Source organism: Variovorax sp. BGA-UO-ETr-C22 (genome assembly GCF_059567965.1).
In genome coordinates, this window is sequence record NZ_JCAQPA010000009.1 from 42434 (window position 1) to 64704 (window position 22271).

At 65.7% G+C, this 22271-nt stretch carries 29 protein-coding genes and 1 tRNA gene; 20 read left to right on the plus strand and 10 right to left on the minus strand.

What is annotated here, in order from left to right; genetic code table 11:
- Nucleotides 1–7 precede the first annotated feature (7 nt).
- On the minus strand, nucleotides 8–865 hold the full coding sequence (gene proC, locus AC57B8_RS09675; protein WP_496479513.1) for a pyrroline-5-carboxylate reductase: 858 nt from the start codon (nucleotides 863–865) through the stop codon (nucleotides 8–10).
- Nucleotides 862–1998, minus strand: a complete 1137-nt coding sequence (locus AC57B8_RS09680) for an esterase-like activity of phytase family protein (protein WP_496479856.1) — start codon at nucleotides 1996–1998, stop codon at nucleotides 862–864. Before AC57B8_RS09680 ends, proC begins: the two co-directional genes overlap by 4 nt.
- Nucleotides 1999–2255: 257 nt before the next feature.
- On the opposite strand from AC57B8_RS09680, the gene rplN reads away from it, so the two are divergent.
- The 18 genes from rplN (at nucleotide 2256) to AC57B8_RS09770 (ending at nucleotide 11188) form a co-directional block, all read left to right on the plus strand.
- A complete protein-coding gene (gene rplN / locus AC57B8_RS09685) occupies nucleotides 2256–2624 on the plus strand; it encodes a 50S ribosomal protein L14 (protein ID WP_009124801.1) in 369 nt (122 codons plus the stop codon).
- A gap of 12 nt (nucleotides 2625–2636) precedes the next feature.
- Complete coding sequence (gene rplX, locus AC57B8_RS09690) at nucleotides 2637–2969, plus strand: 50S ribosomal protein L24 (protein WP_062474813.1); 333 nt, start codon at nucleotides 2637–2639, stop codon at nucleotides 2967–2969.
- A gap of 11 nt (nucleotides 2970–2980) precedes the next feature.
- Nucleotides 2981–3520 (plus strand): 50S ribosomal protein L5, encoded by a 540-nt coding sequence (gene rplE / locus AC57B8_RS09695; RefSeq protein WP_056576993.1) that lies wholly within the window; start codon nucleotides 2981–2983, stop codon nucleotides 3518–3520.
- An 8-nt stretch (nucleotides 3521–3528) separates the two neighbouring features.
- On the plus strand, nucleotides 3529–3834 hold the full coding sequence (rpsN, locus tag AC57B8_RS09700; protein ID WP_056576989.1) for a 30S ribosomal protein S14: 306 nt from the start codon (nucleotides 3529–3531) through the stop codon (nucleotides 3832–3834).
- Nucleotides 3835–3854: 20 nt separating this feature from the next.
- Nucleotides 3855–4250, plus strand: a complete 396-nt coding sequence (gene rpsH / locus AC57B8_RS09705; RefSeq protein ID WP_062474816.1) for a 30S ribosomal protein S8 — start codon at nucleotides 3855–3857, stop codon at nucleotides 4248–4250.
- Between the two features lie 24 nt (nucleotides 4251–4274).
- Nucleotides 4275–4808, plus strand: coding sequence for a 50S ribosomal protein L6 (gene rplF, locus AC57B8_RS09710; RefSeq protein ID WP_062474819.1), 534 nt, complete (start codon nucleotides 4275–4277; stop codon nucleotides 4806–4808).
- Between the two features lie 14 nt (nucleotides 4809–4822).
- Nucleotides 4823–5188 carry a 50S ribosomal protein L18 gene (gene rplR, locus AC57B8_RS09715; protein WP_056577252.1) on the plus strand — a complete coding sequence of 122 codons (366 nt, stop codon included), beginning with the start codon at nucleotides 4823–4825 and terminating at the stop codon, nucleotides 5186–5188.
- An 18-nt stretch (nucleotides 5189–5206) separates the two neighbouring features.
- Entirely contained in the window at nucleotides 5207–5725 is a 519-nt protein-coding gene (gene rpsE / locus AC57B8_RS09720; protein ID WP_056576983.1) for a 30S ribosomal protein S5, read from the plus strand.
- 35 nt (nucleotides 5726–5760) lie between these two features.
- Complete coding sequence (gene rpmD, locus AC57B8_RS09725; protein WP_019653974.1) at nucleotides 5761–5943, plus strand: 50S ribosomal protein L30; 183 nt, start codon at nucleotides 5761–5763, stop codon at nucleotides 5941–5943.
- 11 nt (nucleotides 5944–5954) lie between these two features.
- Complete coding sequence (gene rplO, locus AC57B8_RS09730) at nucleotides 5955–6386, plus strand: 50S ribosomal protein L15 (protein WP_056576982.1); 432 nt, start codon at nucleotides 5955–5957, stop codon at nucleotides 6384–6386.
- A 27-nt stretch (nucleotides 6387–6413) separates the two neighbouring features.
- A complete protein-coding gene (gene secY / locus AC57B8_RS09735) occupies nucleotides 6414–7727 on the plus strand; it encodes a preprotein translocase subunit SecY (protein ID WP_056576979.1) in 1314 nt (437 codons plus the stop codon).
- Nucleotides 7728–7793: 66 nt separating this feature from the next.
- The gene (rpmJ, locus tag AC57B8_RS09740) at nucleotides 7794–7907 is read left to right on the plus strand and encodes a 50S ribosomal protein L36 (RefSeq protein WP_013544106.1); all 114 of its coding nucleotides are present in this window, start codon (nucleotides 7794–7796) and stop codon (nucleotides 7905–7907) included.
- A 23-nt stretch (nucleotides 7908–7930) separates the two neighbouring features.
- Complete coding sequence (gene rpsM / locus AC57B8_RS09745) at nucleotides 7931–8296, plus strand: 30S ribosomal protein S13 (protein WP_013544105.1); 366 nt, start codon at nucleotides 7931–7933, stop codon at nucleotides 8294–8296.
- A 12-nt stretch (nucleotides 8297–8308) separates the two neighbouring features.
- The gene (rpsK, locus tag AC57B8_RS09750) at nucleotides 8309–8713 is read left to right on the plus strand and encodes a 30S ribosomal protein S11 (RefSeq protein WP_009124825.1); all 405 of its coding nucleotides are present in this window, start codon (nucleotides 8309–8311) and stop codon (nucleotides 8711–8713) included.
- A 130-nt stretch (nucleotides 8714–8843) separates the two neighbouring features.
- Nucleotides 8844–9467 carry a 30S ribosomal protein S4 gene (rpsD, locus tag AC57B8_RS09755; protein ID WP_056576976.1) on the plus strand — a complete coding sequence of 208 codons (624 nt, stop codon included), beginning with the start codon at nucleotides 8844–8846 and terminating at the stop codon, nucleotides 9465–9467.
- A 142-nt stretch (nucleotides 9468–9609) separates the two neighbouring features.
- Nucleotides 9610–10599, plus strand: a complete 990-nt coding sequence (locus AC57B8_RS09760; protein ID WP_056576973.1) for a DNA-directed RNA polymerase subunit alpha — start codon at nucleotides 9610–9612, stop codon at nucleotides 10597–10599.
- 95 nt (nucleotides 10600–10694) lie between these two features.
- Nucleotides 10695–11093, plus strand: a complete 399-nt coding sequence (gene rplQ, locus AC57B8_RS09765; RefSeq protein ID WP_056576970.1) for a 50S ribosomal protein L17 — start codon at nucleotides 10695–10697, stop codon at nucleotides 11091–11093.
- An 18-nt stretch (nucleotides 11094–11111) separates the two neighbouring features.
- A tRNA-Met gene (locus AC57B8_RS09770) sits at nucleotides 11112–11188 on the plus strand.
- Between the two features lie 205 nt (nucleotides 11189–11393).
- Here the strand turns inward: AC57B8_RS09770 and AC57B8_RS09775 are convergent.
- From AC57B8_RS09775 to AC57B8_RS09800, 6 genes are read right to left on the minus strand one after another with little or no spacing between them, the layout of a single operon-like run.
- Nucleotides 11394–11792, minus strand: coding sequence for a RidA family protein (locus tag AC57B8_RS09775; protein WP_056576966.1), 399 nt, complete (start codon nucleotides 11790–11792; stop codon nucleotides 11394–11396).
- Nucleotides 11789–13417, minus strand: a complete 1629-nt coding sequence (locus AC57B8_RS09780; RefSeq protein ID WP_496479514.1) for an AMP-binding protein — start codon at nucleotides 13415–13417, stop codon at nucleotides 11789–11791. The genes AC57B8_RS09775 and AC57B8_RS09780 overlap by 4 nt, the downstream gene beginning before the upstream one ends.
- A gap of 4 nt (nucleotides 13418–13421) precedes the next feature.
- Nucleotides 13422–14615 carry an acyl-CoA dehydrogenase family protein gene (locus AC57B8_RS09785; RefSeq protein WP_307582028.1) on the minus strand — a complete coding sequence of 398 codons (1194 nt, stop codon included), beginning with the start codon at nucleotides 14613–14615 and terminating at the stop codon, nucleotides 13422–13424.
- A 5-nt stretch (nucleotides 14616–14620) separates the two neighbouring features.
- Nucleotides 14621–15475 carry an enoyl-CoA hydratase family protein gene (locus AC57B8_RS09790; protein WP_496479515.1) on the minus strand — a complete coding sequence of 285 codons (855 nt, stop codon included), beginning with the start codon at nucleotides 15473–15475 and terminating at the stop codon, nucleotides 14621–14623.
- Nucleotides 15472–15951 carry a MarR family winged helix-turn-helix transcriptional regulator gene (locus AC57B8_RS09795; protein ID WP_101491458.1) on the minus strand — a complete coding sequence of 160 codons (480 nt, stop codon included), beginning with the start codon at nucleotides 15949–15951 and terminating at the stop codon, nucleotides 15472–15474. Before AC57B8_RS09795 ends, AC57B8_RS09790 begins: the two co-directional genes overlap by 4 nt.
- A 1-nt stretch (nucleotide 15952) precedes the next feature.
- Nucleotides 15953–18337 carry a bifunctional salicylyl-CoA 5-hydroxylase/oxidoreductase gene (locus AC57B8_RS09800; protein WP_496479516.1) on the minus strand — a complete coding sequence of 795 codons (2385 nt, stop codon included), beginning with the start codon at nucleotides 18335–18337 and terminating at the stop codon, nucleotides 15953–15955.
- Between the two features lie 119 nt (nucleotides 18338–18456).
- Here AC57B8_RS09800 and AC57B8_RS09805 point away from each other — a divergent pair, with 119 nt between their 5' ends.
- Together AC57B8_RS09805 and AC57B8_RS09810 are read left to right on the plus strand one after the other, a co-directional pair.
- Nucleotides 18457–19725, plus strand: coding sequence for a class I SAM-dependent methyltransferase (locus AC57B8_RS09805; protein ID WP_062474832.1), 1269 nt, complete (start codon nucleotides 18457–18459; stop codon nucleotides 19723–19725).
- Between the two features lie 17 nt (nucleotides 19726–19742).
- Nucleotides 19743–20072 (plus strand): DUF1840 domain-containing protein, encoded by a 330-nt coding sequence (locus AC57B8_RS09810; protein WP_070062980.1) that lies wholly within the window; start codon nucleotides 19743–19745, stop codon nucleotides 20070–20072.
- Between the two features lie 125 nt (nucleotides 20073–20197).
- Here AC57B8_RS09810 and AC57B8_RS09815 read toward each other — a convergent pair whose 3' ends face one another.
- On the minus strand, nucleotides 20198–21235 hold the full coding sequence (locus AC57B8_RS09815) for a Bug family tripartite tricarboxylate transporter substrate binding protein (protein WP_095747153.1): 1038 nt from the start codon (nucleotides 21233–21235) through the stop codon (nucleotides 20198–20200).
- Nucleotides 21236–21306: 71 nt separating this feature from the next.
- Nucleotides 21307–22236 (minus strand): LysR family transcriptional regulator, encoded by a 930-nt coding sequence (locus AC57B8_RS09820; protein WP_139700604.1) that lies wholly within the window; start codon nucleotides 22234–22236, stop codon nucleotides 21307–21309.
- Between the last annotated feature and the right edge of the window lie 35 nt (nucleotides 22237–22271).

The following is a 22271-nucleotide window of genomic DNA, read 5'->3' on the forward strand; positions in this document are numbered from 1 at the left end:
GCTGGTTTCAGCCGCGCCCGAATTCCTCGCCCAGCTCGGCCGCGCGCTTCTGCGCCGCGCGGATGGCGGTCTTGAACTGGCCCTTCACATCCGAGGCTTCAAGCGCGCTCAGGGCCGCGTAGGTCGTGCCGCCCTTGGAGGTCACGCGCTCGCGCAGCACCGACGGTGGCTCGGTCGCACTGTGCGCCAGTGCCGAGGCGCCGGTGAAGGTGCCGATGGCCAGCCGCTGGGCCTGGTCGGGCGTGAGGCCCATCTCGACGCCGGCCTCGGTCATCGCCTCGATGAAATAGAACACGTAGGCCGGGCCGGAGCCCGACATGGCGGTCACCGCGTCGAGCGCGGGCTCGGCGTCGACCCAGATCAGCTCGCCGGTCGGTGCCAGCAGCTGGCCGACGCGTGCGCGGTCGGCGCTTTCGACGCCCGCCCGCGCGAAGAGGCCGGTCATGCCCTTGCCGACCAGGGCGGGCGTGTTGGGCATGGCGCGCACCACGCGCTCGGTGCCGAGCCAGCGGGCGATGCTGTCGGACGGGATGCCCGCCGCCACGCTCAGGTGCAGGGCGTCGTCGGCAAAGGCGCGCACCGGACGGGCGGCTTCGGCAAAGGTCTGGGGCTTGACTGCCCACACCACCACGGCGCAGCGCGAGAGGGCCTCGCTGGCCTCGGCCCTGGCGACGATGCCGTAGGTCTGGGCCAGCCTGGTGCGGGCTTCCTCGAAAGGCTCGACCACTTCGAAGTTGTCGGCCGCGACGCCTTGCTGGATCAGGCCGCCGATGATGGCGCTGGCCATGTTGCCGCCGCCGATGAAGGCGATGGGGGGCAGGGGGCCCGGCGCGGTGCGGGGCAGGAAGGTCACGGCGATGGTCATGGTCGGTCGGTGTAGGCGAAGGCGGCGAACTGCGTCACTTGCAGCGGGTTGAAATTGTCGTCGCTCACGACCACCAGCAGGCGGCGGCCGTCGGGCAGCGGTGGGCCCCAGCACATGCCCTCGGTGTTGTCGAGGCGCGAGAGGCCCAGGGTGGCGAAGTCGGCCACGAGCGTCTTGGCGGCCGGCCGGTGGTTGCCGGGGGCGAGGGCGTCGATGGCAAGCACGTCGTCGGTGGCCCGGGTGTCTATTTCATACAGGCGCAGCGAATTGCCGGCGCCGGTGGCGTAGGCCCGCTCCAGCACCAGCATGCGGTGGGTGTCGAGCATCAGCACCTCGCTCACGCCGTTGTCGGCGTAGGTGCCCGGCACCAACGGGCGCAGCGGGATGGCGTCAGGCACATAGGCGATCTGGCGCATGGCGCGGCCGGTCGCGAGGTCGACCTGGGTGAAGCGGCAGGGGCCGCCGGGGGCGGTGGTGGTCGGGACGGGACCGTCCTGGACCAGGGCGTTTTCCATCGCGAGCCAGGCCGACCGGTCGTCGGGTGTGAGGGCCAGGCCCTCGAGTGTCTGGTTGTCGCGCGGGCCGCGGCGCTGGGTCGGGTCGGGGGCGAACATCGCCGGCAGGGCGAATTCGCGCAGGAAGCGTCCGTCGCGCGCCGATTCATACATAGCGGGGCCGAAGCCGCGGGCCAGGTCGCCTTCGCTGGTCCAGAGCAGGGTGCCGGCCATGGGGCGCAGGCGCAGGGCTTCAGGGTCGGGAACGGGCAGGCCGTCGACCGCGTGGCGCCGGCCGGGCCAGGGGCCGCCGCCGGGGCGTTGCAGCTGGACAGCGCCGGTGGGCTCGGGAGCGGCGTCGGCCGGTTGGGGCCAGCGGGCGGTGTAGCAGCGCACGGGAGCCAGGTCTGACCGGTCATCGCTGAGAAGCAGGTACTCACCTTTGGCGGGGTCGTAGTCGATGCCCGACAGGCCGCCCGCCGTGGTGTTCTCTATAGAGCGTCGGTGCGCCCAGCGGGCTTCCCCCAGGCGCTGCAGCCGGCCGGTGTCCGGCGCCGGTGCTGCGCTGCGGCAACCCGCAAGCCCCAGCGATCCCAGGCCCAGCAGGCCCGCGCCGCCCGCCAGCAGGCGTCGGCGCAGCACGGAAGGCGGCGAAATGAGGGGGTAGTTGGGGGCGCGCACGCCACAAAGTCTAGCGGCTGTCGAAGTTCGCGTGATGAGGCAGTTGACATCGCCCGGCATGGGTGCCACAATCGCGGGCTTCGCTTTCAAAAGGCGAAGCTTTCAGCCCAAAGCGGAAGCGTCTCGAGTGGTTCGAGGCGTGGACGACGGGCCCAAGACTGACCGCGGTGTCTCCCTCCTGGAGGCTCATCGGTACAAGTTGGGAATATCAAGAAATGATCCAAACTGAATCCCGGCTCGAAGTGGCCGACAACACGGGCGCGAAATCCGTCCTGTGTATCAAGGTGCTCGGTGGCTCCAAGCGGCGTTACGCCAGCGTGGGCGACGTCATCAAGGTCAGCATCAAGGAAGCCGCTCCGCGTGGTCGCGTCAAGAAGGGCGAGATCTACAGCGCAGTGGTGGTCCGCACCGCCAAGGGCATCCGTCGTGCTGACGGTTCGCTCGTCAAGTTCGACGGCAATGCCGCCGTGCTGCTCAACGCCAAGCTGGAGCCCATCGGCACCCGCATCTTCGGACCGGTCACGCGCGAACTGCGCACCGAGAAGTTCATGAAGATCGTGTCGCTGGCACCCGAAGTTCTCTAAGGACACAACGCCATGAACAAGATTCGCAAAGGCGACCAGGTCATCGTGTTGGCCGGTCGTGACAAGGGCAAGCGCGGCGTCGTGTCGCTGCGCGCAGACGATTCGCATGTGATCGTCGACGGCATCAACCTCGTCAAGAAGCACACCAAGCCGAACCCCCTCAAGGGTACGACCGGTGGCATCGTCGAGAAGACCATGCCGATCCACCAATCCAACGTGGCGATCTTCAATGCTGCGACCGGCAAGGCCGATCGCGTGGGCATCAAGGTCACCCAAGGTGCCGACGGCAAGCGCGTGGCTGTTCGCGTCTTCAAGTCGAGCGGCGACGAAATCAAGTTCGCCTAAGAGGTACTCACATGGCACGTCTCCAACAACACTATCGCGAAAAGATCGCGAAAGACCTGACGGAAAAGTTCGGCTACAAGTCGCCGATGCAAGTTCCGCGTCTCACCAAGATCACCCTGAACATGGGTGTGGGTGAGGCAGTCGCCGACAAGAAGGTCCTCGACAACGCCGTCGCCGACCTGACCAAGATCGCTGGCCAGAAGCCCGTGGTTACCAAGTCGAAGAAGGCCATTGCCGGCTTCAAGATCCGCGAAAACCAGCCGATCGGCTGCATGGTCACGCTGCGTGGCGTGCACATGTACGAGTTCCTGGACCGTTTCGTCACCGTGGCCCTGCCCCGCGTGCGTGACTTCCGCGGTATCTCGGGTCGCGCATTCGACGGCCGTGGCAACTACAACATCGGCGTCAAAGAGCAGATCATTTTCCCTGAGATCGAGTACGACAAGGTCGACGCCCTGCGCGGTCTCAATATCAGCATCACGACGACGGCCAAGACCGACGAAGAAGCCAAGGCGCTTCTCGCTGGCTTCCGTTTCCCGTTCAAGAACTGAGGTGATCTGTGGCTAAAGCATCTTTGATTCAGCGCGAACTCAAGCGCGACAAGCTGGTTGCCAAGTTCGCTGCGAAGCACGCAGAACTGAAGGCAACTTCCAACGACGCGAAGAAGAGCGACGAAGAGCGCGCAGCGGCCCGCCTGGCCCTGCAGAAGCTCCCGCGCAACGCGAACCCCACGCGCCAGCGCAACCGTTGCGAAATCACCGGTCGCCCCCGTGGCACCTTCCGTCAATTCGGTCTGGCCCGCGCCAAGATCCGCGAACTGGCTTTCAACGGCGACATCCCCGGTGTCACCAAGGCCAGCTGGTAAGCCAGGCAGGAGCAAACAACATGAGCATGAGTGATCCCATTGCCGACCTGCTGACGCGTATCCGTAACGCGCAGATGGTGGCGAAGCCCACCGTGTCGGTCCCGTCTTCCAAGGTGAAGATCGCGATCGCACAAGTCCTGAAGGACGAGGGCTACATCGACGGCTTCCAGGTCAAGACCGAAGCCGGCAAGAGCGAACTTGAAATCTCGCTGAAGTACTACGCTGGCCGTCCGGTCATCGAGCGCATTGAGCGCGTGAGCCGCCCCGGCCTGCGCGTCTACAAGGCCAGCACTTCCATTCCGCAAGTCCAGAACGGCCTCGGCGTTGCGATCGTCACGACCCCCAAGGGCGTGATGACCGACCGCAAGGCGCGCGCCACCGGTGTCGGCGGCGAAGTTCTGTGCTACGTCGCCTAACCGAGACATCGAGGAGTTACTGAAATGTCCCGAGTAGGAAAAATGCCGGTCGCCATCCCCGCAGGCGTGGATGTGTCGATCAAGGAAGACCAGATCAGCGTCAAGGGCACGGGCGGCACGCTCAGCCTGGCTCGCAACGCGCTGGTGAATGTCGTCAACAAGGACGGCAAGCTGAGCTTCGAGCCCGCCAACGATTCGCGTGAAGCGAATGCGATGAGCGGCACGATTCGCCAGCTGGTGAACAACATGGTGGTTGGCGTGACCAAGGGCTTCGAAAAGAAGCTCAACCTGGTCGGCGTCGGCTACAAGGCTGCAGCGTCCGGCGCCAAGCTGAACCTGCAAGTCGGTTACTCGCACCCGGTCAACATCGACATGCCGCAAGGCATCACGGTGACCACCGCGACCCCGACCGAAGTGGTGATCAAGGGCGCTGACCGTCAACGCGTCGGCCAGATCGCCGCTGAGATCCGCGCTGTTCGTCCGCCAGAGCCCTACAAGGGCAAGGGCATCCGCTATGCGGACGAGAAGATCGTGATCAAAGAGACCAAGAAGAAGTAAGGGGCAGCAAAATGATGTTGACCAAAAAAGCACAGCGTCTTCGCCGCTCGCGCCAGACCCGCATCCGCATTGCGACGCAGGGCGTGGCTCGCCTCACGGTGAACCGCACCAACCTGCACATCTATGCCACCGTCATTTCCGACGACGGCACCAAGGTGATCGCAACCGCATCGACCGCCGAAGCCGAAGTGCGCGCAGCACTCGGCGCCTCGGGCAAGGGTGGCAATGCCGCCGCTGCCACCGCCATCGGCAAGCGCATCGCTGAAAAGGCGAAGGCTGCCGGCGTCGAGAAGGTCGCTTTCGATCGCGCAGGTTTCGCCTACCACGGCCGCGTCAAGGCGCTGGCCGAGGCAGCCCGCGAAGCCGGTCTGCAGTTCTAATCGGACACGAGATTCAAAATGGCAAAGATTCAAGCAAGAACGCAGAACGAAGGTCCTGAGGACGGTCTGCGCGAGAAGATGATCGCGATCAACCGCGTCACCAAGGTGGTGAAGGGTGGTCGTATCCTCGGTTTCGCAGCGCTGACCGTGGTCGGTGACGGCGATGGCCGCGTCGGCATGGGCAAGGGCAAGTCCAAGGAAGTGCCTGCTGCCGTGCAGAAGGCAATGGAAGAAGCCCGTCGCAACCTGTTCAAGGCTCCGATCAAGAACGGTACGCTGCACCACCAGGTGCAAGGTCACCACGGTGCTGCCACCGTCGTGATGTACCCGGCTCCCAAGGGTACCGGCATCATCGCCGGCGGCCCGATGCGCGCCGTGTTCGAAGTCATGGGCATCACCGACATCGTGGCCAAGAGCCATGGTTCGTCGAACCCCTACAACATGGTTCGCGCCACGCTCGACGGGTTGAAGAACTCGACGACGGCCGGCCAAGTGGCTGCCAAGCGCGGTCTCACCGTCGAAGAAATCTTCGCCTGAGCGCAAGCTCTCGCAAGGCTGAAGGAAGCATTCAAATGACGCAACAACAAACCCTCAAGGTGCAGCTGGTGAAGAGCCCGATCGGCACCAAGGAATCGCATCGCGCGACCGTGCGTGGCCTCGGCCTGCGCAAGCTCAACAGCGTGAGCGAGCTGCAAGACACGCCCGCAGTGCGCGGCATGATCAACAAGATCAGTTATCTGGTCAAAGTTCTGTAAGAGAGACTGATATGGAACTCAATGGCATCAAGCCGGCAGCTGGCGCCAAGCACGCCAAGCGTCGCGTTGGCCGCGGTATCGGCTCCGGCATCGGCAAGACCGCAGGTCGCGGTCACAAGGGCCAGAAGTCGCGCGCAGGCGGTTTCCACAAGGTCGGCTTCGAAGGCGGTCAAATGCCGCTGCAGCGTCGCCTGCCCAAGCGCGGCTTCAAGTCGCACCTGCTGAAGTACAACGCCGAAGTCACGCTGACTGCCCTCGAGCAGCTCGGCCTGGCCGAAGTCGATGTCCTGGCACTGAAGCAAGCCGGCCTCGTGGGCCAGCTCGCCAAGGTCGTCAAGATCATCAAGACCGGCGAACTCACCAAGGCCGTCAAGCTGACGGGCGTGGGTGCGACCGCTGGTGCCAAGGCTGCGATCGAAGCAGCCGGCGGCAGCCTCGCCTGATCACCATCGGACTGAAAGAAGTTCTTCGTGGCAACTAACGCGGCAACGATCGCAAAAACAGGCAAGTTCGGCGACCTCCGTCGTCGGCTCGTCTTTTTGCTGCTCGCGCTCGTGGTCTACCGGATTGGCGCGCACATTCCTGTGCCGGGTATCAACCCGGACCAGCTGGCAGCGTTGTTCCAGGGCCAGCAGGGCGGCATTCTGAGCCTGTTCAACATGTTCTCGGGCGGGGCGCTTTCGCGTTTCACCGTGTTCGCGTTGGGGATCATGCCGTACATCTCGGCGTCGATCATCATGCAGCTGATGACCTACGTGCTTCCGACCTTCGAGCAATTGAAGAAGGAAGGCGAGGCCGGTCGCCGCAAGATCACGCAGTACACGCGCTATGGCGCGCTCGGCCTGGCTCTGTTCCAGTCGTTCAGCATCGCAGTGGCCCTCGAATCGTCGGCTGGTCTGGTGATCGCCCCCGGTTTCGGCTTCCGCCTGACCGCCATGGTGAGCCTGACGGCAGGTTCGATGTTCCTGATGTGGCTCGGCGAGCAGATCACCGAACGCGGCCTGGGCAACGGCATCTCGATCCTGATCTTCGCAGGTATCGCGGCCGGTCTGCCCGGTGCGATCGGCGGCCTGGCTTCGCTGGTGACGACCGGTGCGATGAACCCCATCGTTGCGCTCTTCATCATCGCTGTCGTGGTGCTGGTCACCTACTTCGTGGTGTTCGTGGAACGTGGTCAGCGCAAGATCCTCGTGAACTATGCGCGGCGCCAGGTTGGCAACAAGGTCTACGGCGGTCAGTCGTCGCACCTGCCCCTGAAGCTGAACATGGCCGGTGTGATTCCTCCGATCTTCGCGTCGTCGATCATTCTGCTGCCGGCAACGGTGGTGGGCTGGTTCAGCGCTGGTGACGGTGGCTTCCGCTGGATCAAGGACATCGCCAGCGCACTGCGTCCGGGCGAGCCGATCTACGTGCTGCTGTACGCCGCTGCGATCGTTTTCTTCTGCTTCTTCTACACGGCACTCGTGTTCAACAGCAAGGAAACGGCCGACAACCTGAAGAAGAGTGGTGCGTTCATTCCTGGCATTCGCCCGGGTGACCAGACCGCTCGCTATATCGACAAGATTCTGGTTCGCCTGACGTTGGCTGGCGCGGTGTACATCACCTTCGTCTGCCTGCTGCCCGAGTTCCTGATCCTGAAGTACAACGTGCCGTTCTACTTCGGTGGTACCTCCCTGCTGATCATCGTGGTCGTCACGATGGACTTCATGGCCCAGGTGCAAAACTACATGATGTCCCAGCAGTACGAATCGCTGCTGAAGAAGGCGAACTTCAAGACATCGTAGGGCTGTGAGTTTCAGTATTGAGTCCGGGCGGTAGACCGCCACGTTAAACAGTTTTAGGAGAATGAAATGAGAGTTTCGGCTTCGGTCAAAACCATCTGCCGTAATTGCAAGGTCATCCGCCGTAAAGGTGTGGTGCGTGTGATTTGCACCGACCCGCGCCACAAGCAGCGCCAGGGTTGATTGAAGAGTATTAGAGGACGCACATGGCACGTATTGCTGGCATCAACATCCCGCCGCACAAGCACGCTGAAATCGGCCTGACCGCCATTTTCGGTATCGGTCGCACCCGCGCCCGTCAAATCTGCGAAGCGAGCGGCATCGAATATTCGAAGAAGATCAAGGATCTGACCGACGCCGATCTCGAAAAGATCCGCGACCAGATCGCTCTGTTCACGATCGAAGGCGATCTGCGTCGCGAGACGACGATGAACATCAAGCGTTTGATGGACATCGGCTGCTATCGCGGCTTCCGTCACCGTCGCGGCCTGCCGATGCGCGGCCAGCGCACGCGCACCAACGCCCGCACCCGCAAGGGTCCGCGCAAGGCTGCGCAGTCCCTGAAGAAATAAGGATAGACAAGCATGGCTAAAGCACCTGCAAACAACGCCGCACAGCGCGTTCGCAAGAAGGTTCGCAAGAACGTTGCGGACGGTATCGCCCACGTGCATGCCTCGTTCAACAACACCATCATCACGATCACCGATCGCCAGGGCAACGCCCTGTCGTGGGCTTCGTCGGGTGGCCAGGGCTTCAAGGGCTCGCGCAAGTCGACCCCGTTCGCTGCGCAGGTCGCTTCCGAAGTGGCCGGCCGTGCTGCTGTCGAACAAGGTATCAAGAACCTCGACGTCGAGATCAAGGGCCCCGGTCCTGGTCGCGAGTCGTCGGTGCGCGCACTGGCTGCGCTCGGCATCCGGATCAATTCCATTGCCGACGTGACGCCCGTTCCGCACAACGGCTGCCGTCCCCAGAAGCGTCGCCGCATCTGATCGTCAGTCCGCAAGGCGCAGCCAGCTTTCGAGCGGCTGCGCATTTGTTTTTTCACTAAGCCCACCGCCATCGGCACATCCGCCGACGGCTCCCGCAGGCAACTGCGGCAGATGACACCAAGGAAATACCGTGGCACGTTACCTCGGCCCCAAGGCCAAACTTTCCCGCCGTGAAGGCACCGACCTGTTCCTGAAGAGCGCCCGCCGTTCGATCCAGGACAAGGCCAAGTTCGACTCCAAGCCCGGCCAGCACGGCCGCACCTCGGGTCAGCGCACCTCCGACTACGGTCTGCAGCTGCGTGAGAAGCAGAAGGTCAAGCGCATGTACGGCGTGCTCGAGAAGCAGTTCCGCCGCTACTTCGAAGAAGCCGATCGCCGCCGTGGCAACACCGGCGCCAACCTGCTGTTCATCCTCGAGTCGCGCCTGGACAACGTGGTCTACCGCATGGGCTTCGGCTCGACGCGCGCCGAAGCACGCCAGCTCGTGTCGCACAAGGCGATCACCGTGAACGGCCAGTCGGTCAACATCCCGTCGTACCTGGTCAAGACCGGTGACGTGATCGCAGTGCGCGAAAAGTCCAAGAAGCAGAACCGCATTGTCGAAGCGCTGCAACTGGCCCAACAAGTCGGCATGCCGGCCTGGGTCGATGTGAACGCCGACAAGGCCGAAGGCACCTTCAAGAAGGTCCCGGATCGCGACGAATTCGCAGCCGACATCAACGAATCGCTGATCGTCGAACTGTATTCGCGTTGATTTTCTCTACCCGCCTGCGCGTCCTTGCGCCGGCGGGAGATTGATATTGTTGTTCACGTTCCTGCTCCGCACTCTGTTGCGGATCAGGCGCTTCACCAGCCTTACCGGTGTAACGAGCCGGGGGTATTGAGAGGAAGTCTGCATGCAAACCACCCTGCTGAAACCCAAGACCATCCAGGTCGAGCAACTTGCCGCCAACAAGGCCAAGGTCACGCTCGAGCCTTTCGAGCGCGGCTACGGCCACACGCTCGGCAACGCGCTGCGTCGCGTTCTGCTGTCGTCCATGGTCGGCTACTCGGCCACCGAAGTCACGATCGCTGGCGTTCTGCATGAGTACTCGTCGATCGACGGCGTGCAGGAAGATGTCGTCAACATCCTGCTGAATCTCAAGGGCGTGGTGTTCAAGCTCCACAACCGCGACGAAGTCACGCTGAGCCTGCGCAAGGACGGCGAAGGCCCGGTCCTCGCATCGGACATCCAGACCCCGCACGACGTCGAGATCATCAATCCCGACCACGTGATCGCGCACCTGTCGCAAGGCGGCAAGCTCGACATGCAGATCAAGGTCGAAAAGGGTCGCGGCTACGTGCCCGGCACGATGCGCCGCTACGCGGACGAGCCGACCAAGTCGATCGGCCGCATCGTTCTCGACGCGTCGTTCTCGCCCGTCAAGCGCGTGAGCTACACCGTCGAAAGCGCCCGTGTCGAACAGCGTACTGACCTGGACAAGCTGCTGGTCGAGATCGAGACCAACGGTGCGATCAGCGCCGAAGATGCCGTTCGCGCATCGGCTAAAATCCTGGTCGAGCAGCTCGCCGTGTTCGCGCAGCTCGAAGGCGGCGAACTCGCTGCATTCGATGCACCCGCACCGCGCAGCGCCCAGCAGTTCGATCCGATCCTGCTGCGCCCTGTCGACGAACTCGAACTGACGGTGCGTTCGGCCAACTGCCTGAAGGCCGAAAACATCTACTACATCGGTGACCTGATCCAGCGCACCGAGAACGAGCTGCTCAAGACCCCGAACCTGGGTCGCAAGTCGCTCAACGAAATCAAGGAAGTGCTCGCCTCGCGCGGTCTCACCCTTGGCATGAAGCTCGAAAGCTGGCCGCCGGCTGGTCTCGACAAGCGTTGATTTGAATTTTTGAGAAATCGGCCCCCTGAAAAGGGCCAGTGCACCGGACAGTACCTGACACGGCTGTCTGTTTTTATAAAGTAAAGGAAAGCACCATGCGTCACGGACACGGACTCCGCAAACTCAACCGCACCAGCTCGCACCGCCTCGCGATGCTGCAGAACATGATGAATTCGCTCATCGAGCACGAAGTCATCAAGACCACGGTCCCCAAGGCCAAGGAACTGCGCCGCGTCATCGAGCCGATGATCACGCTCGCCAAGAAGCCCACGCTCGCCAACAAGCGCCTGGCCTTCGACCGCCTGCGCAGCCGCGACAGCGTCGTCAAGCTCTTCGGCGAACTCGGCCCGCGTTTCGCAGCGCGTCCGGGCGGCTACACCCGCATCCTGAAGATGGGTTTCCGCGTGGGCGACAACGCCCCGATGGCGCTCGTCGAACTGGTCGACCGTGCTGAAATTAAAGATGCTGGCGCTGAGCAAAACGCCGCTGAATAAGCTATAATTTATACTTGCCGCGCGATGGAGCAGCCTGGTAGCTCGTTGGGCTCATAACCCAAAGGTCGCAAGTTCAAATCTTGCTCGCGCAACCAATTTAAAAAGGCCCTTTGAGAAATCAAAGGGCCTTTTTCTTTGGCCGAATTCTTTTGGAAATTTCCAGTCGAAATTCAACACAAAAAAAGCCCTCGCGAAGAGGGCTTTTCTGTTTCTGGACGAGCCCCACAAAGAGGCCGGTCTCGAGAACGTGCGCCGCAGCGGCGCCTGAAGACTGCGCTGACGCGCAGCCCAAGCGCAGGATCAGTCCGGAATGACCGCCGTCACCTCGATCTCCACCTTCGCGCGATGCTCCACCAGCGCCGCCACCTGCACGCAGGTCATGGCCGGGAAGTTGCGGCCCAGCGCGTCGCGGTAGACCGGGCCGAGCTCGGACAGGCGTCGGCTGTACTCGTCGCGGTCCGTCACGTACCAGGTCATGCGCACCATGTGCTCGGGGCCGGCACCGGCTTCGCGCAGCACCTCGGCGATGTTGCGCAGCGCCTGGCCGCACTGGTCGATGAAGTCGTCGGATTCGAACTGCTGCTGGGCATTCCAGCCGATCTGGCCGCCGACGAACACCTGGGTGCCGCGCGCCGCGATGCCGTTTGCATAGCCCTTCGGGGGCAACCAGCCCGGAGGCTGAATGAGTTTGTTCGTCATGATGGTGTGTTGCTGTTGAGTTGTCTCAATTTGAAGCGCTGGAGTTTGCCGGTTTCGGTGCGCGGCAGCGCCGTCACGAACTCGATCTCCCGCGGGTACTTGAAGGGGGCGATGGTGGCTTTCACGTGGTCCTGGAGGGCCTTCACCATCGCTGCGTCGCCGGTGTTGCCGGGCTTGAGCACGCAGAAGGCCTTCACGATCATGCCCCGGTCGGTGTCGGGCTTGCCGATCACACCGCACTCGGCCACGGCCGGGTGCTTGAGCAGCGCATCTTCCACCTCCGGGCCGCCGACGTTGTAGCCGGCCGTGATGATCATGTCGTCCGCACGCGCCTGATAGAAGAAGTAGCCGTCGTCATCCTGCACGAAGGAGTCGCCGGGGTAGTTCCAGCCGTTCTTCACGTAGTCGGCCTGGCGCGGATCGTCGAGGTAGCGGCAGCCGACCGGCCCTTGCAACGCCAGCTTGCCGACCGTGCCGCGCGGCACCTCGTTACCCTGGTCGTCGACCACCTTGGCCGTGAACCCCGGCACCGCCTTGCCGACGGCGCCGCGGCGCACCTCGTCGCCGGCGGCCGAGATGTAGATGTGGAACACCTCGGTGCCGCCGATGCCGTCGAGCATCTCGATGCCGGTGGTCTCCTTCCAGAGCTGGCGAGTGGCGTCGGGAAGCGCCTCGCCTGCGCTCACGCAGATGCGCAGGCTCGGCGCCCCGTGCTGCCGGACGAAGGGCGCCATCTGGCGATAGAAGGTGGGCGCGGTGTAGCAGATGGTCGCGCCGACCTCGTTGATGAGCTTCACGAGCGCTTCAGGCGAGAAGGCACCCTCGGGAAAGTACACCGACGCACCGGCCCACATCGGGAAGATCAGCAACCCGCCGAGCCCGAAGGTGAACGCCAGCGGCGGCGTGCCGACCACGATGTCGTCGCTGCGCGCGCGCAGCACGTGGCGCGGCCAGGTCTGGCACATGGCGACCACGTCGCGGTGCGTGGTGACGGGCGCCTTGGGCTTGCCCGTGGTGCCCGAGGTGAAGGCCAGCAGCGCGATGTCGTCGGCCGCCGTGGAGCAGGCGGGGAACACGCCGCTCTTGCCGGCCGCGCGCGCCGACAGCGAATCGGGTGCGTCGGGCTGGTTGAAGGCAATCACCGTCGCGAGCACCGGGTGCGCCTGCTGCGCGGCCACCAGCTCCTCGAGCAGGCGGCCTTCGCACAGCGCGGCCACGGGCTGCGATTTCTCGATGATCTCGCCCAGCTCCTTGGCGCGCAGCAGCGGCATGGTCGCCACCGCGATCAGCCCGGCCTTGACCACGGCGAGCCACGACAGCGCCATCCACACCGAGTTGCCGCCGCGCAGCAGCACGCGGTTGCCGGGCACGAGCCCGAGATCCTCGACCAGCACCTGGGCGATGCGGTTCACCTCGACGCCCGCCTGGGCGTAGGTGAGCACGCCGGCGGGCGAGCGCAGCATCGGCCGGTCGCCGAAGCCCTTGGCGACCGCCTTGTCCAGCAGCTCCTCGACCAGGTTCAGCTGGTCGGGGAACTGCAGCTCGGGCAGGTCGTAGCGAAAGACCGGCAGCTGCGCGGCAGGCGGCAGGCGGTCATGAACGAAGCGATCGACTTGGGCAGACACGGTTTCACCCCCGCAAAACGGATTTGCCGATGATCAGTTGCTGGACTTCCGTCGCGCCTTCGTAAATGCGCAGCGAGCGGATGTCCCGGTACAGGCTTTCGATCTTGGTGCCGACCTTCACGCCGAGGCCACCATGCATCTGCAGCGCCATGTCGATCACGCGGCTCGCGTTCTCTGTGGCGCACATCTTGGCCATGGCCGCAGCGGCCGACACGTCGCCGACTGCCGGCGCGCCGCGGCGCTCCGCGTCGTCGCGCATCCACGCGGCGCGGTAGGTGAGCAGCGCGGCGCTGTCGATCAGCGCGGCCATCTCGCCGAGCTTGGCCTGCGTGAGCTGGAAGTCGGCCAGCGTCTGGCCGAACATGCGGCGACCCTTGGCATGCGCGATGGCTTCGGCGAGCGCGCGGCGCCCCATGCCGAGCGCGGCCGCGGCGACCGAGGCGCGGAAGATGTCGAGCGTGCGCATCGCGAGCTTGAAGCCGCCGTTCAGCGTGCCCAGCTGCGCCGTGCGCGGCACGACGCAGTTGTCGAAGCGCAGGGTGGCCAGCGGGTGCGGCGCCATCACGTCGATGTGGGCCGAGGTGTCGAGCCCCGGCGTTGTCGCGTCGACGATGAACACCGTGATGCCGCGCGTGCCGGCCGTGGGGTCGGTCTTGGCGAACACGCAGTAGAAGTCGGCGATGCCGCCGTTGCTGATCCAGGTCTTTTCGCCGTTCAGGCGCCAGCCGTCGGCGGTGGGCTCGGCGCGCATCGCCATCGCTGCCACATCAGAGCCGGCCTCGGGTTCGCTGAGTGCGAAGGCCGCGATCTTCGCGCCCTTGCCGACCGCCGTGAGGTACTGCGACTGCTGCTCGGGCGTGCCGTCCAGCGTGATCGCGCCGCTGCCCAGGCCCTGCATCGCGAACGCGAAGTCGGCCAGTGGCGAGTGGTAGCCGAGCGTTTCGCGCAGCAGCACGAGCGCGCGCGAATCGAGGCGCTCGAGCGCGCCGCCGGCACTGCCCGGCACCGCATAGCGCAGCCAGCCGGCGTCGCCGAGGCGGCGCACCCATTCGCGGCAGGCCGCGCGGTCGTCGCGCTCATCGATCTCCTGGGCGGCGCACCAGGGCAGCAGGTCGTTGGCGAGCGCGCGGTGCGCGTCGTCGAAGAACGGCAGCGCGAGGTGCGCGGTCGACGGTGGGGCAGGAATCTTGGTCATCATGCGCGTCAGTCTCCGCCGAACGCCGGCTTGCGCTTGGCCGCGAAGGCCTCGTAGGCGCGCTTGAAGTCTTCGGTCTGCATGCAGATCGCCTGCGCCTGTGCTTCGGCCTCGATGGCCTGGTCGATGGTCATCGACCATTCCTGCGACAGCATGGTCTTGGTCATGCCGTGCGCGAAGCTCGGGCCCTCGGCCAGGTCGCGCGCGACCTTGGTGGCGGCGTCGAGCAGCGAGGCGCTGTCGTGCAGTGCGTTGAAGAAGCCCCAGGCCTGGCCTTCTTCGGCGGTCATGGCGCGGCCGGTGAACAGCAGCTCCGAGGCGCGGCCCTGGCCGATCACGCGCGGCAGCAGCGCGCAGGCGCCCATGTCGGCGCCGGCCAGACCCACGCGTGTGAAGAGGAAGGCGGTGCGCGTGGCGGGCGTGCCGTAGCGCAGGTCGCAGGCCAGCGCGATCATCGCGCCGGCGCCGGCGCACACGCCGTCGATCGCGCCGACGATCGGCTGCGGGCAGTTGCGGATGGCCTTCACGAGGTCGCCCGTCATGCGCGTGAACTCGAGCAGCTCGGGCATGCGCATGCCGGTCAGCGGGCCGATGATTTCATGCACGTCGCCGCCCGAGCAGAAGTTGCCGCCGGCGCCGGTGACGACGATCACCTTCACGTCGGTTGCGTAGGTCAGCGCGCGGAACAGGTCGCGCAGCTCGGCGTACGAGTCGAAGGTCAGCGGGTTCTTGCGCTCGGGGCGGTTCAGCGTGATGGTGCCGACACCGGCTTCGTAGCGCCAGGCAAAGTGCTCGGCTTTGTAGTCGGCCTTGGGTTCGAATTGCGCGCGCATGGGATTGCTTGCGCCGATGTAGTGCTTCATGCGGTCTCCGCCAATTGGCTGCTGTGGGAATGTTGCTTGACCTTGCCGAGCAGCTTGTGAAGCTGCGCGATCTCCTTGGGGTTGAGGCTCGAGAAAGCCTCGACGATCCAGTCTTCGTGCTGTTGCGCCATCTCGTTGAAGAGCTTGCGCCCGCGCGGCGTGAGGCGCACGCGCCAGGCGCGGCGGTCGCCCTCGACGTTGATGCGCTCCACCAGTCCTTCGGTCACGAGCTGGTCGGTGATGCCGGTGACGTTGCCGCCCGTGACCATCATGCGGCGCGAGAGCTCGTTCATCTTCAGGCCGTCGGGCGAGCGCTCGAGTTGCGACATGAGATCGAAGCGCGGCAGCGTGGTGGCGAACTGCGCACGCAGTCCGTTGCGCACCTGCTTTTCCACCAGCTGCGTGCAGGTGAGCATGCGCAGCCAGAGGCGCAGCGCCTCGGGGTGCTCGCTGTGGGCGCGTGCTTCGAGGTCCATGTCAGTGCGTCTCTTCGGCGTCGGCTGCGCGGCCTGCGGCGGCGGTGGCCGCGGCGATCTGCTGCTGCTTGGCGATCTCGCGGTACATCTGGTCGCGGCCGCTCAGGTACTGCTTGGGCCAGTCGACGTCGCGGCTTTGCAGCTTGGCGGCTTCGTGCAGCGTCCAGGCCGGGTCGGCCAGGTGCGGGCGCGCCACGGCGCACAGGTCGGCGCGGCCGGCCGCGATGATGCTGTTGGCCTGGTCGGCGTCGGTGATGGCGCCCACCGCGATGGTCGAGATGCCGACCTCGTTGCGGATGCGGTCGGCGAACGGCGTCTGGTACATGCGGCCGTACACGGGCTTGGCGGCGCGCGTGGTCTGGCCCGAGGACACGTCGATGAAGTCGGCGCCGGCCTCCTTGAAGAGGCGCGCGACCACCACGGCGTCGGCGTCGGTGTTGCCGCCAGGTGCCCAGTCGTGTGCCGAGATGCGCACGCTCATCGGCTTGTCGGCCGGCCACACGGCGCGCATCGCGCGGAACACTTCGAGCGGGTAGCGGCAGCGTGCTTCGATGTCGCCGCCGTACTCGTCGGTGCGCAGGTTGGTGAGCGGGCTGATGAAGGCCGACAGCAGGTAGCCGTGCGCGCAGTGCAGCTCGAGCCAGTCGAAGCCGCACTCGACCGTGCGGCGCGTGGAATCGACGAACTGGTCGCGCAGCGTGTCCATCTCGGCGCGCGTGATCGCGGCTGGCAGCTGGTTCTGTTCACCATAGGGCAGGGCGCTCGCGCCGAGCACGGGCCAGTTGCCGCTTTCGAGCGGCTCGTCGGTGCCTTCCCAGCCCACGCGGGTCGAGCCCTTGGGGCCGCTGTGGCCGAGCTGCATCGCGATCTTGGCGCTCGACTGCGTGTGCACGAAGTCGACGATGCGCTTGAACGCGGCCTGCTGCGTGTCGTTGTACAGGCCCGTGCAGGCCGGCGTGATGCGACCTTCGGGCGTCGGGCTCGTCATCTCGACGCACACCATCGCGGCGCCGCCGAGCGCGCGTGCGCCCAGGTGCACCAGCAGGAAGTCTTGCGGCACACCATCGACCGCGCTGTAGGTGGCCATCGGCGAGACCACGATGCGGTTCTTCAGCTCGAGGCCGCGCACCTTCAGCGGCATCAGCATCGGCGCCACGGCCTTGCCGCCCGCCAGCCACTGCTCGTAGCCGCCGAGCCATTGCGTGTCGCGCACGCGCAGGTTCTCGTGGCTGATGCGCTGCGAGCGCGTGAGCAGCGAGTAGGCGAACTGCTCGATCTCCATGCCCGTGTAGCGCGGCACGTTCTCGAACCATTCGGTGGAGTTGCGCGCGGCGTTCTGGATCTTCAGCACCTCGACGCTGCGGCGTGCTTCATAGCCTTCGAGCACATGGTCGACGGTGCCGCCCTGCGCGAATTCGTTGGCCAGGTCGATCGCGTCCTCGAGCGCGAGCTTGGTGCCCGAGCCGATCGAGAAGTGCGCCGTGTGCGCGGCGTCGCCCATGAGCACGACGGGCACCGAGCGGCCGTCGACGTCGATGCGGTGCGTCCAGCGCTCGCACACCACGCGCGGAAAGCGGATCCAGTTGGCCGAGCCGCGCAGGTGCGTGGCGTTGCTGATCAGCGAGTGTCCGCCCAGGTACTTGGCGAACAGCTTCTCGCAGAAGGCGATGGCCTCGGGCTGCTCCATCTGGTCCAGGCCGTGGGCCTTCCACACGGCCTCGGGCGTCTCGACGATGAAGGTCGAGGTCTTGTCGTCGAACTGGTAGGCATGCGCCTGGAACCAGCCGTGCTCGGTCTGTTCGAAGGCGAAGGTGAAGGCGTCGAAGGTCTGGTGCGTGCCCAGCCAGACGAAGCGGCAGTTGCGCAGGTCGATGTCGGGCTTGAACACGTCGGCATAGCGCTGGCGGATGCGGCTGTTGAGGCCGTCGCTGGCAATGACCAGGTCGGCCTTGTACTGCGCGGCAATGGCCTGGTCGTCGGTGGCGTCGGTCTCGAACACCAGCTCCACGCCGAGCTCGAGGCAGCGTTCCTGCAGGATGTTCAACAGGCGCTTGCGGCCGATGCCGCAGAAGCCGTGGCCGCCGGAGCGCACCTGGCGGTCCTTGAAGAAGACCTGGATGTCGTCCCAGTGGTGGAACTCGTTGCCGATGAGCGCGGCCGTGGGGCCGTCGGCTTCGCGCAGGTTGCCCAGCGTCTGGTCGCTGAGCACCACGCCCCAGCCGAAGGTGTCGAAGGGGCGGTTGCGTTCGACCACCGTGATCTGCAGTGCCGGGTTGCGGGCCTTCATCAGCAGGGCGAAATACAGGCCGGCTGGACCCCCACCGATGCACAGGATGCGCTGGAGGTCCGAGGCGGGCGCGAGGCGGGGGGAGGTCAAGCTGTTCATGGTTGAATAGTTTAGGCATAAACAATCTGTTGTCAACGAGGGCTTCTCTGCAGAGGCTCCCGGCCCGCGCGGCTGCGCGATGTCATGCAAATCCTTGGAAAAATCAATACCATGGACGCATGCAACACTTGATACCCAAGATCGAGTCGCAGCTGGCCTCGCTGCCCGTGCCCATCGCACTGGAGCTGCCCGACGGGCGCCGGGTCGCCCAGGCGGGTTCACGCGTGACGCTGGCTTTCAAGGAGTGGTCGGTGCTGGCCAAGCTGGCCGGCCGGCAGGTCGGGGCCATCGGCGAGGCCTACGTCGAGGGCAAGGTGCAGATCGAGGGCGCCATGCGCGACCTGATCGACGCCACCGTCGGCCTGTTGCCCGGTAATCCGGCCGAGACCGACACCACCTGGTGGAGCCGCCTGCAGCGCCGCGCCAAGTCGCGCGGCTCGCACTCGCTGCGCAAGGACGCCGCGCAGATCGAGTTCCACTACGACGTCTCCGACGATTTCTACGCGCTGTGGCTGGACCCGCGCCGCGTCTATTCATGCGCCTACTTCCGTACGCCCGAGCTCACGCTGGCGCAGGCGCAGGAGGCCAAGCTCGACCACATCTGCCGCAAGCTCATGCTGCAGCCCGGCGAGCGCTACCTGGACATCGGCTCGGGCTGGGGCGCGCTGCTGCTGTGGGCGGCCGAACACTACGGCGTGGACGCCACGGGCATCACGCTGTCGAAGAACCAGCATGCGCACGTGCAGCGGCTCATCGAGGAAAAAGGGCTGCAGGGCCGCGTGCGCGTGGAGCTGCGCGACTACCGCGAGCTGCCCGACGACCAGCCCTTCGACAAGATCTCGTCGGTGGGCATGTTCGAGCACGTGGGCGCGGCCAACATGCCGACCTATTTCCACAAGATCCACACGCTGCTCAAGCCGGGCGGGCTGGTGCTCAACCACGGCATCACCTCGGGCGAGCTGAACTACCGCCAGCTCGGCGCGGGCATGGGCGACTTCATCGAGAAGTACATCTTCCCCGGCGGCGAGCTGCTGCACGTGACGCACGTGCTGCGCGAGACCGCGGCGGCCGGGCTGGAGATGGTCGACACCGAGAGCCTGCGCCCGCACTACGCGCGCACGCTGTGGGCGTGGTCGGATGCACTCGAGGCGCAGCTCGATGCAGCGCGCGAGGTGCTGGGGCGCAGCGGCGGGCGCCAGGGCGAGAACGCCGAGCGCATCCTTCGCGCCTACCGCCTGTACCTCGCGGGCTCGGCGATGAGCTTCGAGCAGGGCTGGATCTCGCTGCACCAGATGCTGTCGACCAAGCCCGACGGCAAGGTCGAACACGGTGCCTTGCGCGGTGCGCAATCGGTGTACCCTTTTGCCCGTGACTACATCTACAAATAAGTGAGGACACCAACACCATGCTCTACCGCTTCAAATCCCGGGCCGCCCCAGACTTCGTGATGCTCGAGGTGCATGCGCGCCAGCTGCTCGACATCGTCGGCAAGCCGGCCGCCCCGCAGGGCATCATCACGGTCGAGCAGATCCCCGGCGCCATTGCCGCCCTCGAAGCCGCACTGGCGCTCGAAAGCAGCAAGCCTGCGCCGCACAACCACGACGAACACGTCGTCGAAGGCCACGACGCCGACGCCGAGAAGCAGCATGTCGGCCTGCACCAGCGCGCCGCACCGCTGCTGCACATGCTCAAGGACTCACAGGCCGAGAGCAAGGATGTGACCTGGGGAACCTGAGCCCCGACCTCAGCAAGTCACCCTGTCTTTTCGAGGAACACCGCGGAACCGGCTTTGCCGGGCCGCAGGTGTTGCCCCCTGCAAGGGGGTTGGCGTAGCGACACGAAGTGCGCGAAGACTGGGGGTCAGTCCACCTTTGCGCCGGAGTCTTTCACGACCTTCGCCCACTTCACATGCTCACTCGCAATGAGCTTCGTGAAGTCCGCCGGCGAATTGCCGCTCGGGATCGCGCCCTGGGCCAGCATCTTTTCCTTGATCGCCGGCGTGCCCAGCGACTTCGCGACTTCCTGCTGGATGCGGTTCACGATCTCCGGCGAGGTGCCGGCCGGCGCCAGCAATCCGAACCATGAGCTCGCCTCGTAGCCCTTGAGCGCGGGGCCGCCGGCTTCTGCCACCGTCGGCACGTCGGGCAGCGCGGGCGAGCGCTGGGCGCTGGTCACGGCCAGCGGCGTGAGCTTGCCGCCCTTGATCTGCGCCATCGACGAAGGCAGGTTGTCGAACATCAGGTCGGCGCTGCCGCCCACCAGGTCGAGCAGCGCCGGGCCCGAGCCCCGGTACGGGATGTGCGTCATGAAGGTGCCCGTCATGCTCTTGAACAGCTCGCCCGCCAGGTGGATCGACGTGCCGCTGCCGCTCGAGGCCATGTTGAGCTTGCCCGGGTTGGCCTTGGCGTACTTGAGGAAGTCCTGCACGTTGCGGATGTTCAGCGACTTGGCTTTCTCGGCGTTCATCTCCATCACGTTCGGCACGGCGGCCACCAGGGTGATCGGCACGAAGTCCTTGATCGGGTCGAAGGGGAGCTTGGGGTACAGCGCGCGGTTGATGCCGTGCGTGCCCACCGTGCCCATCAGCAGCGTGTAGCCGTCGTTGGGCGAGCGCGCGACGATCTCGGCGCCCACGTTGCCGCCGGCGCCCGCGCGGTTGTCCACGATGAACTGCTGGCCGAAGGCCTTCGAGAGCTCGGGCGCCACGGCGCGCGCCAGGATGTCGGTGGTGCCGCCGGCCGCGAAGGGCACGACGATGCGCACCGGCTTGGTCGGCCAGGTGGCCTGCGCGTGCGCCGCGCCGCCCAGCAGCGCGAGGGTGGCCGCCGCCGTGGCGACGAGCGCGAAGCGGCGGGTGGAGGAAGTGACGGAAGAAGAAGAGCGGGAGATGGAAGTCATGCGCGCCTTTGTACAGGGGGGCGCCAAAGGCGTCGCGAGTAAAAACCCCGGCCTTCGATGGACATCGCCGCTCAGCCCACCTGCATCCGCTGCGCGAACTGAGCCTCGCGAAAGCGCGCCAGCACGAAGTCGACGAACACCCGCGTCTTGGGCGGCAGCAGCTTCTTGCTCGGGTAGTAGATCCACACGGCGCCCGAATCCTGGTACCACCCGGGCAGCAGCCGCACCAGCGCGCCGCTGCGCAGGCCGCGTTCCACGAAAGGCATCGGCAGCATCGCCACGCCGAGCCCCAGCAGCGCCGCCTGCGCGATCGCCTCGGGGTCATTGAAGATCGCGCGCGGGCGCGCCGGCAGGTCGACCATGGTTTCCTCGCCGCTCGCATGCCGCAGCGTCCACGGCCGCAGCCGGCCCGTGGGCGAGGAGCGGCGCAGCAGCACGTCGAAGCGCGCCAGCTCGGACGGATGCGCGGGCAGCGCGCGCCCCGCCAGGTAGGCCGGCGCCGCCACCGCGACCACGTGGATGCGCGCCAGCTCGCGCGCCACCACGCCGGGCGACAGCGCGATGCCGCCGCCGATGGCCGCGTCGAAGCCCTCGCCGACCAGGTCCACCTGCTGGTTGTCGAAGTGCCAGTCGGGCACGATGCCCGGGTAGCGCGCCAGGAAGTCGCCCATGAACGGCAGCACATGCTCGCGCCCGAAGGCCTGGCCCATGCTCACCTTCAGCGTGCCCGAGGGCTGGCCGTCGTCCTGCGCGAGGCCGGCCACCGCGTCCTGCAGCGTGGCCAGCGCGCCGCCGACCTGCGCCAGGAAGCGCTCGCCGGCCTCGGTCAGCGTGAGCCGGCGCGTGCTGCGCTGGAACAGCCGCACGCCCAGCCGCGCCTCGAGCCGCGCCACGTTCTTGCTGACCGCCGCCGGCGTCAGCCCCAGGCGCCGCGCGGCCGCCGAGAAGCTGCCGCCCTCGGCGCTCTGCACGAAGGATTCGAGGTGATTGAGCGGTTCCATGCCGCCATTCTGTTGCTCATCTTCAACTTTGGGTT

Excerpts from the sequence above, each read along its gene's own strand:
- rplF (WP_062474819.1), top strand. The coding sequence starts at position 4,275 with ATGTCCCGAGTAGGAAAAATGCCGGTCGCCATCCCCGCAGGCGTGGAT.
- AC57B8_RS09815 (WP_095747153.1), bottom strand. The coding sequence starts at position 21,235 with ATGACTTCCATCTCCCGCTCTTCTTCTTCCGTCACTTCCTCCACCCGC.
- AC57B8_RS09790 (WP_496479515.1), bottom strand. The coding sequence starts at position 15,475 with ATGAAGCACTACATCGGCGCAAGCAATCCCATGCGCGCGCAATTCGAA.
- rplE (WP_056576993.1), top strand. The coding sequence starts at position 2,981 with ATGGCACGTCTCCAACAACACTATCGCGAAAAGATCGCGAAAGACCTG.
- AC57B8_RS09760 (WP_056576973.1), top strand. The coding sequence starts at position 9,610 with ATGCAAACCACCCTGCTGAAACCCAAGACCATCCAGGTCGAGCAACTT.
- rpsK (WP_009124825.1), top strand. The coding sequence starts at position 8,309 with ATGGCTAAAGCACCTGCAAACAACGCCGCACAGCGCGTTCGCAAGAAG.
- rplQ (WP_056576970.1), top strand. The coding sequence starts at position 10,695 with ATGCGTCACGGACACGGACTCCGCAAACTCAACCGCACCAGCTCGCAC.
- AC57B8_RS09810 (WP_070062980.1), top strand. The coding sequence starts at position 19,743 with ATGCTCTACCGCTTCAAATCCCGGGCCGCCCCAGACTTCGTGATGCTC.
- AC57B8_RS09785 (WP_307582028.1), bottom strand. The coding sequence starts at position 14,615 with ATGATGACCAAGATTCCTGCCCCACCGTCGACCGCGCACCTCGCGCTG.
- rpmJ (WP_013544106.1), top strand. The coding sequence starts at position 7,794 with ATGAGAGTTTCGGCTTCGGTCAAAACCATCTGCCGTAATTGCAAGGTC.
- rplR (WP_056577252.1), top strand. The coding sequence starts at position 4,823 with ATGTTGACCAAAAAAGCACAGCGTCTTCGCCGCTCGCGCCAGACCCGC.
- rpmD (WP_019653974.1), top strand. The coding sequence starts at position 5,761 with ATGACGCAACAACAAACCCTCAAGGTGCAGCTGGTGAAGAGCCCGATC.
- rpsE (WP_056576983.1), top strand. The coding sequence starts at position 5,207 with ATGGCAAAGATTCAAGCAAGAACGCAGAACGAAGGTCCTGAGGACGGT.
- rplN (WP_009124801.1), top strand. The coding sequence starts at position 2,256 with ATGATCCAAACTGAATCCCGGCTCGAAGTGGCCGACAACACGGGCGCG.
- rplO (WP_056576982.1), top strand. The coding sequence starts at position 5,955 with ATGGAACTCAATGGCATCAAGCCGGCAGCTGGCGCCAAGCACGCCAAG.
- rpsH (WP_062474816.1), top strand. The coding sequence starts at position 3,855 with ATGAGCATGAGTGATCCCATTGCCGACCTGCTGACGCGTATCCGTAAC.
- AC57B8_RS09795 (WP_101491458.1), bottom strand. The coding sequence starts at position 15,951 with ATGGACCTCGAAGCACGCGCCCACAGCGAGCACCCCGAGGCGCTGCGC.
- proC (WP_496479513.1), bottom strand. The coding sequence starts at position 865 with ATGACCATCGCCGTGACCTTCCTGCCCCGCACCGCGCCGGGCCCCCTG.
- rpsM (WP_013544105.1), top strand. The coding sequence starts at position 7,931 with ATGGCACGTATTGCTGGCATCAACATCCCGCCGCACAAGCACGCTGAA.
- AC57B8_RS09805 (WP_062474832.1), top strand. The coding sequence starts at position 18,457 with ATGCAACACTTGATACCCAAGATCGAGTCGCAGCTGGCCTCGCTGCCC.
- AC57B8_RS09800 (WP_496479516.1), bottom strand. The coding sequence starts at position 18,337 with ATGAACAGCTTGACCTCCCCCCGCCTCGCGCCCGCCTCGGACCTCCAG.
- AC57B8_RS09775 (WP_056576966.1), bottom strand. The coding sequence starts at position 11,792 with ATGACGAACAAACTCATTCAGCCTCCGGGCTGGTTGCCCCCGAAGGGC.
- AC57B8_RS09820 (WP_139700604.1), bottom strand. The coding sequence starts at position 22,236 with ATGGAACCGCTCAATCACCTCGAATCCTTCGTGCAGAGCGCCGAGGGC.
- rplX (WP_062474813.1), top strand. The coding sequence starts at position 2,637 with ATGAACAAGATTCGCAAAGGCGACCAGGTCATCGTGTTGGCCGGTCGT.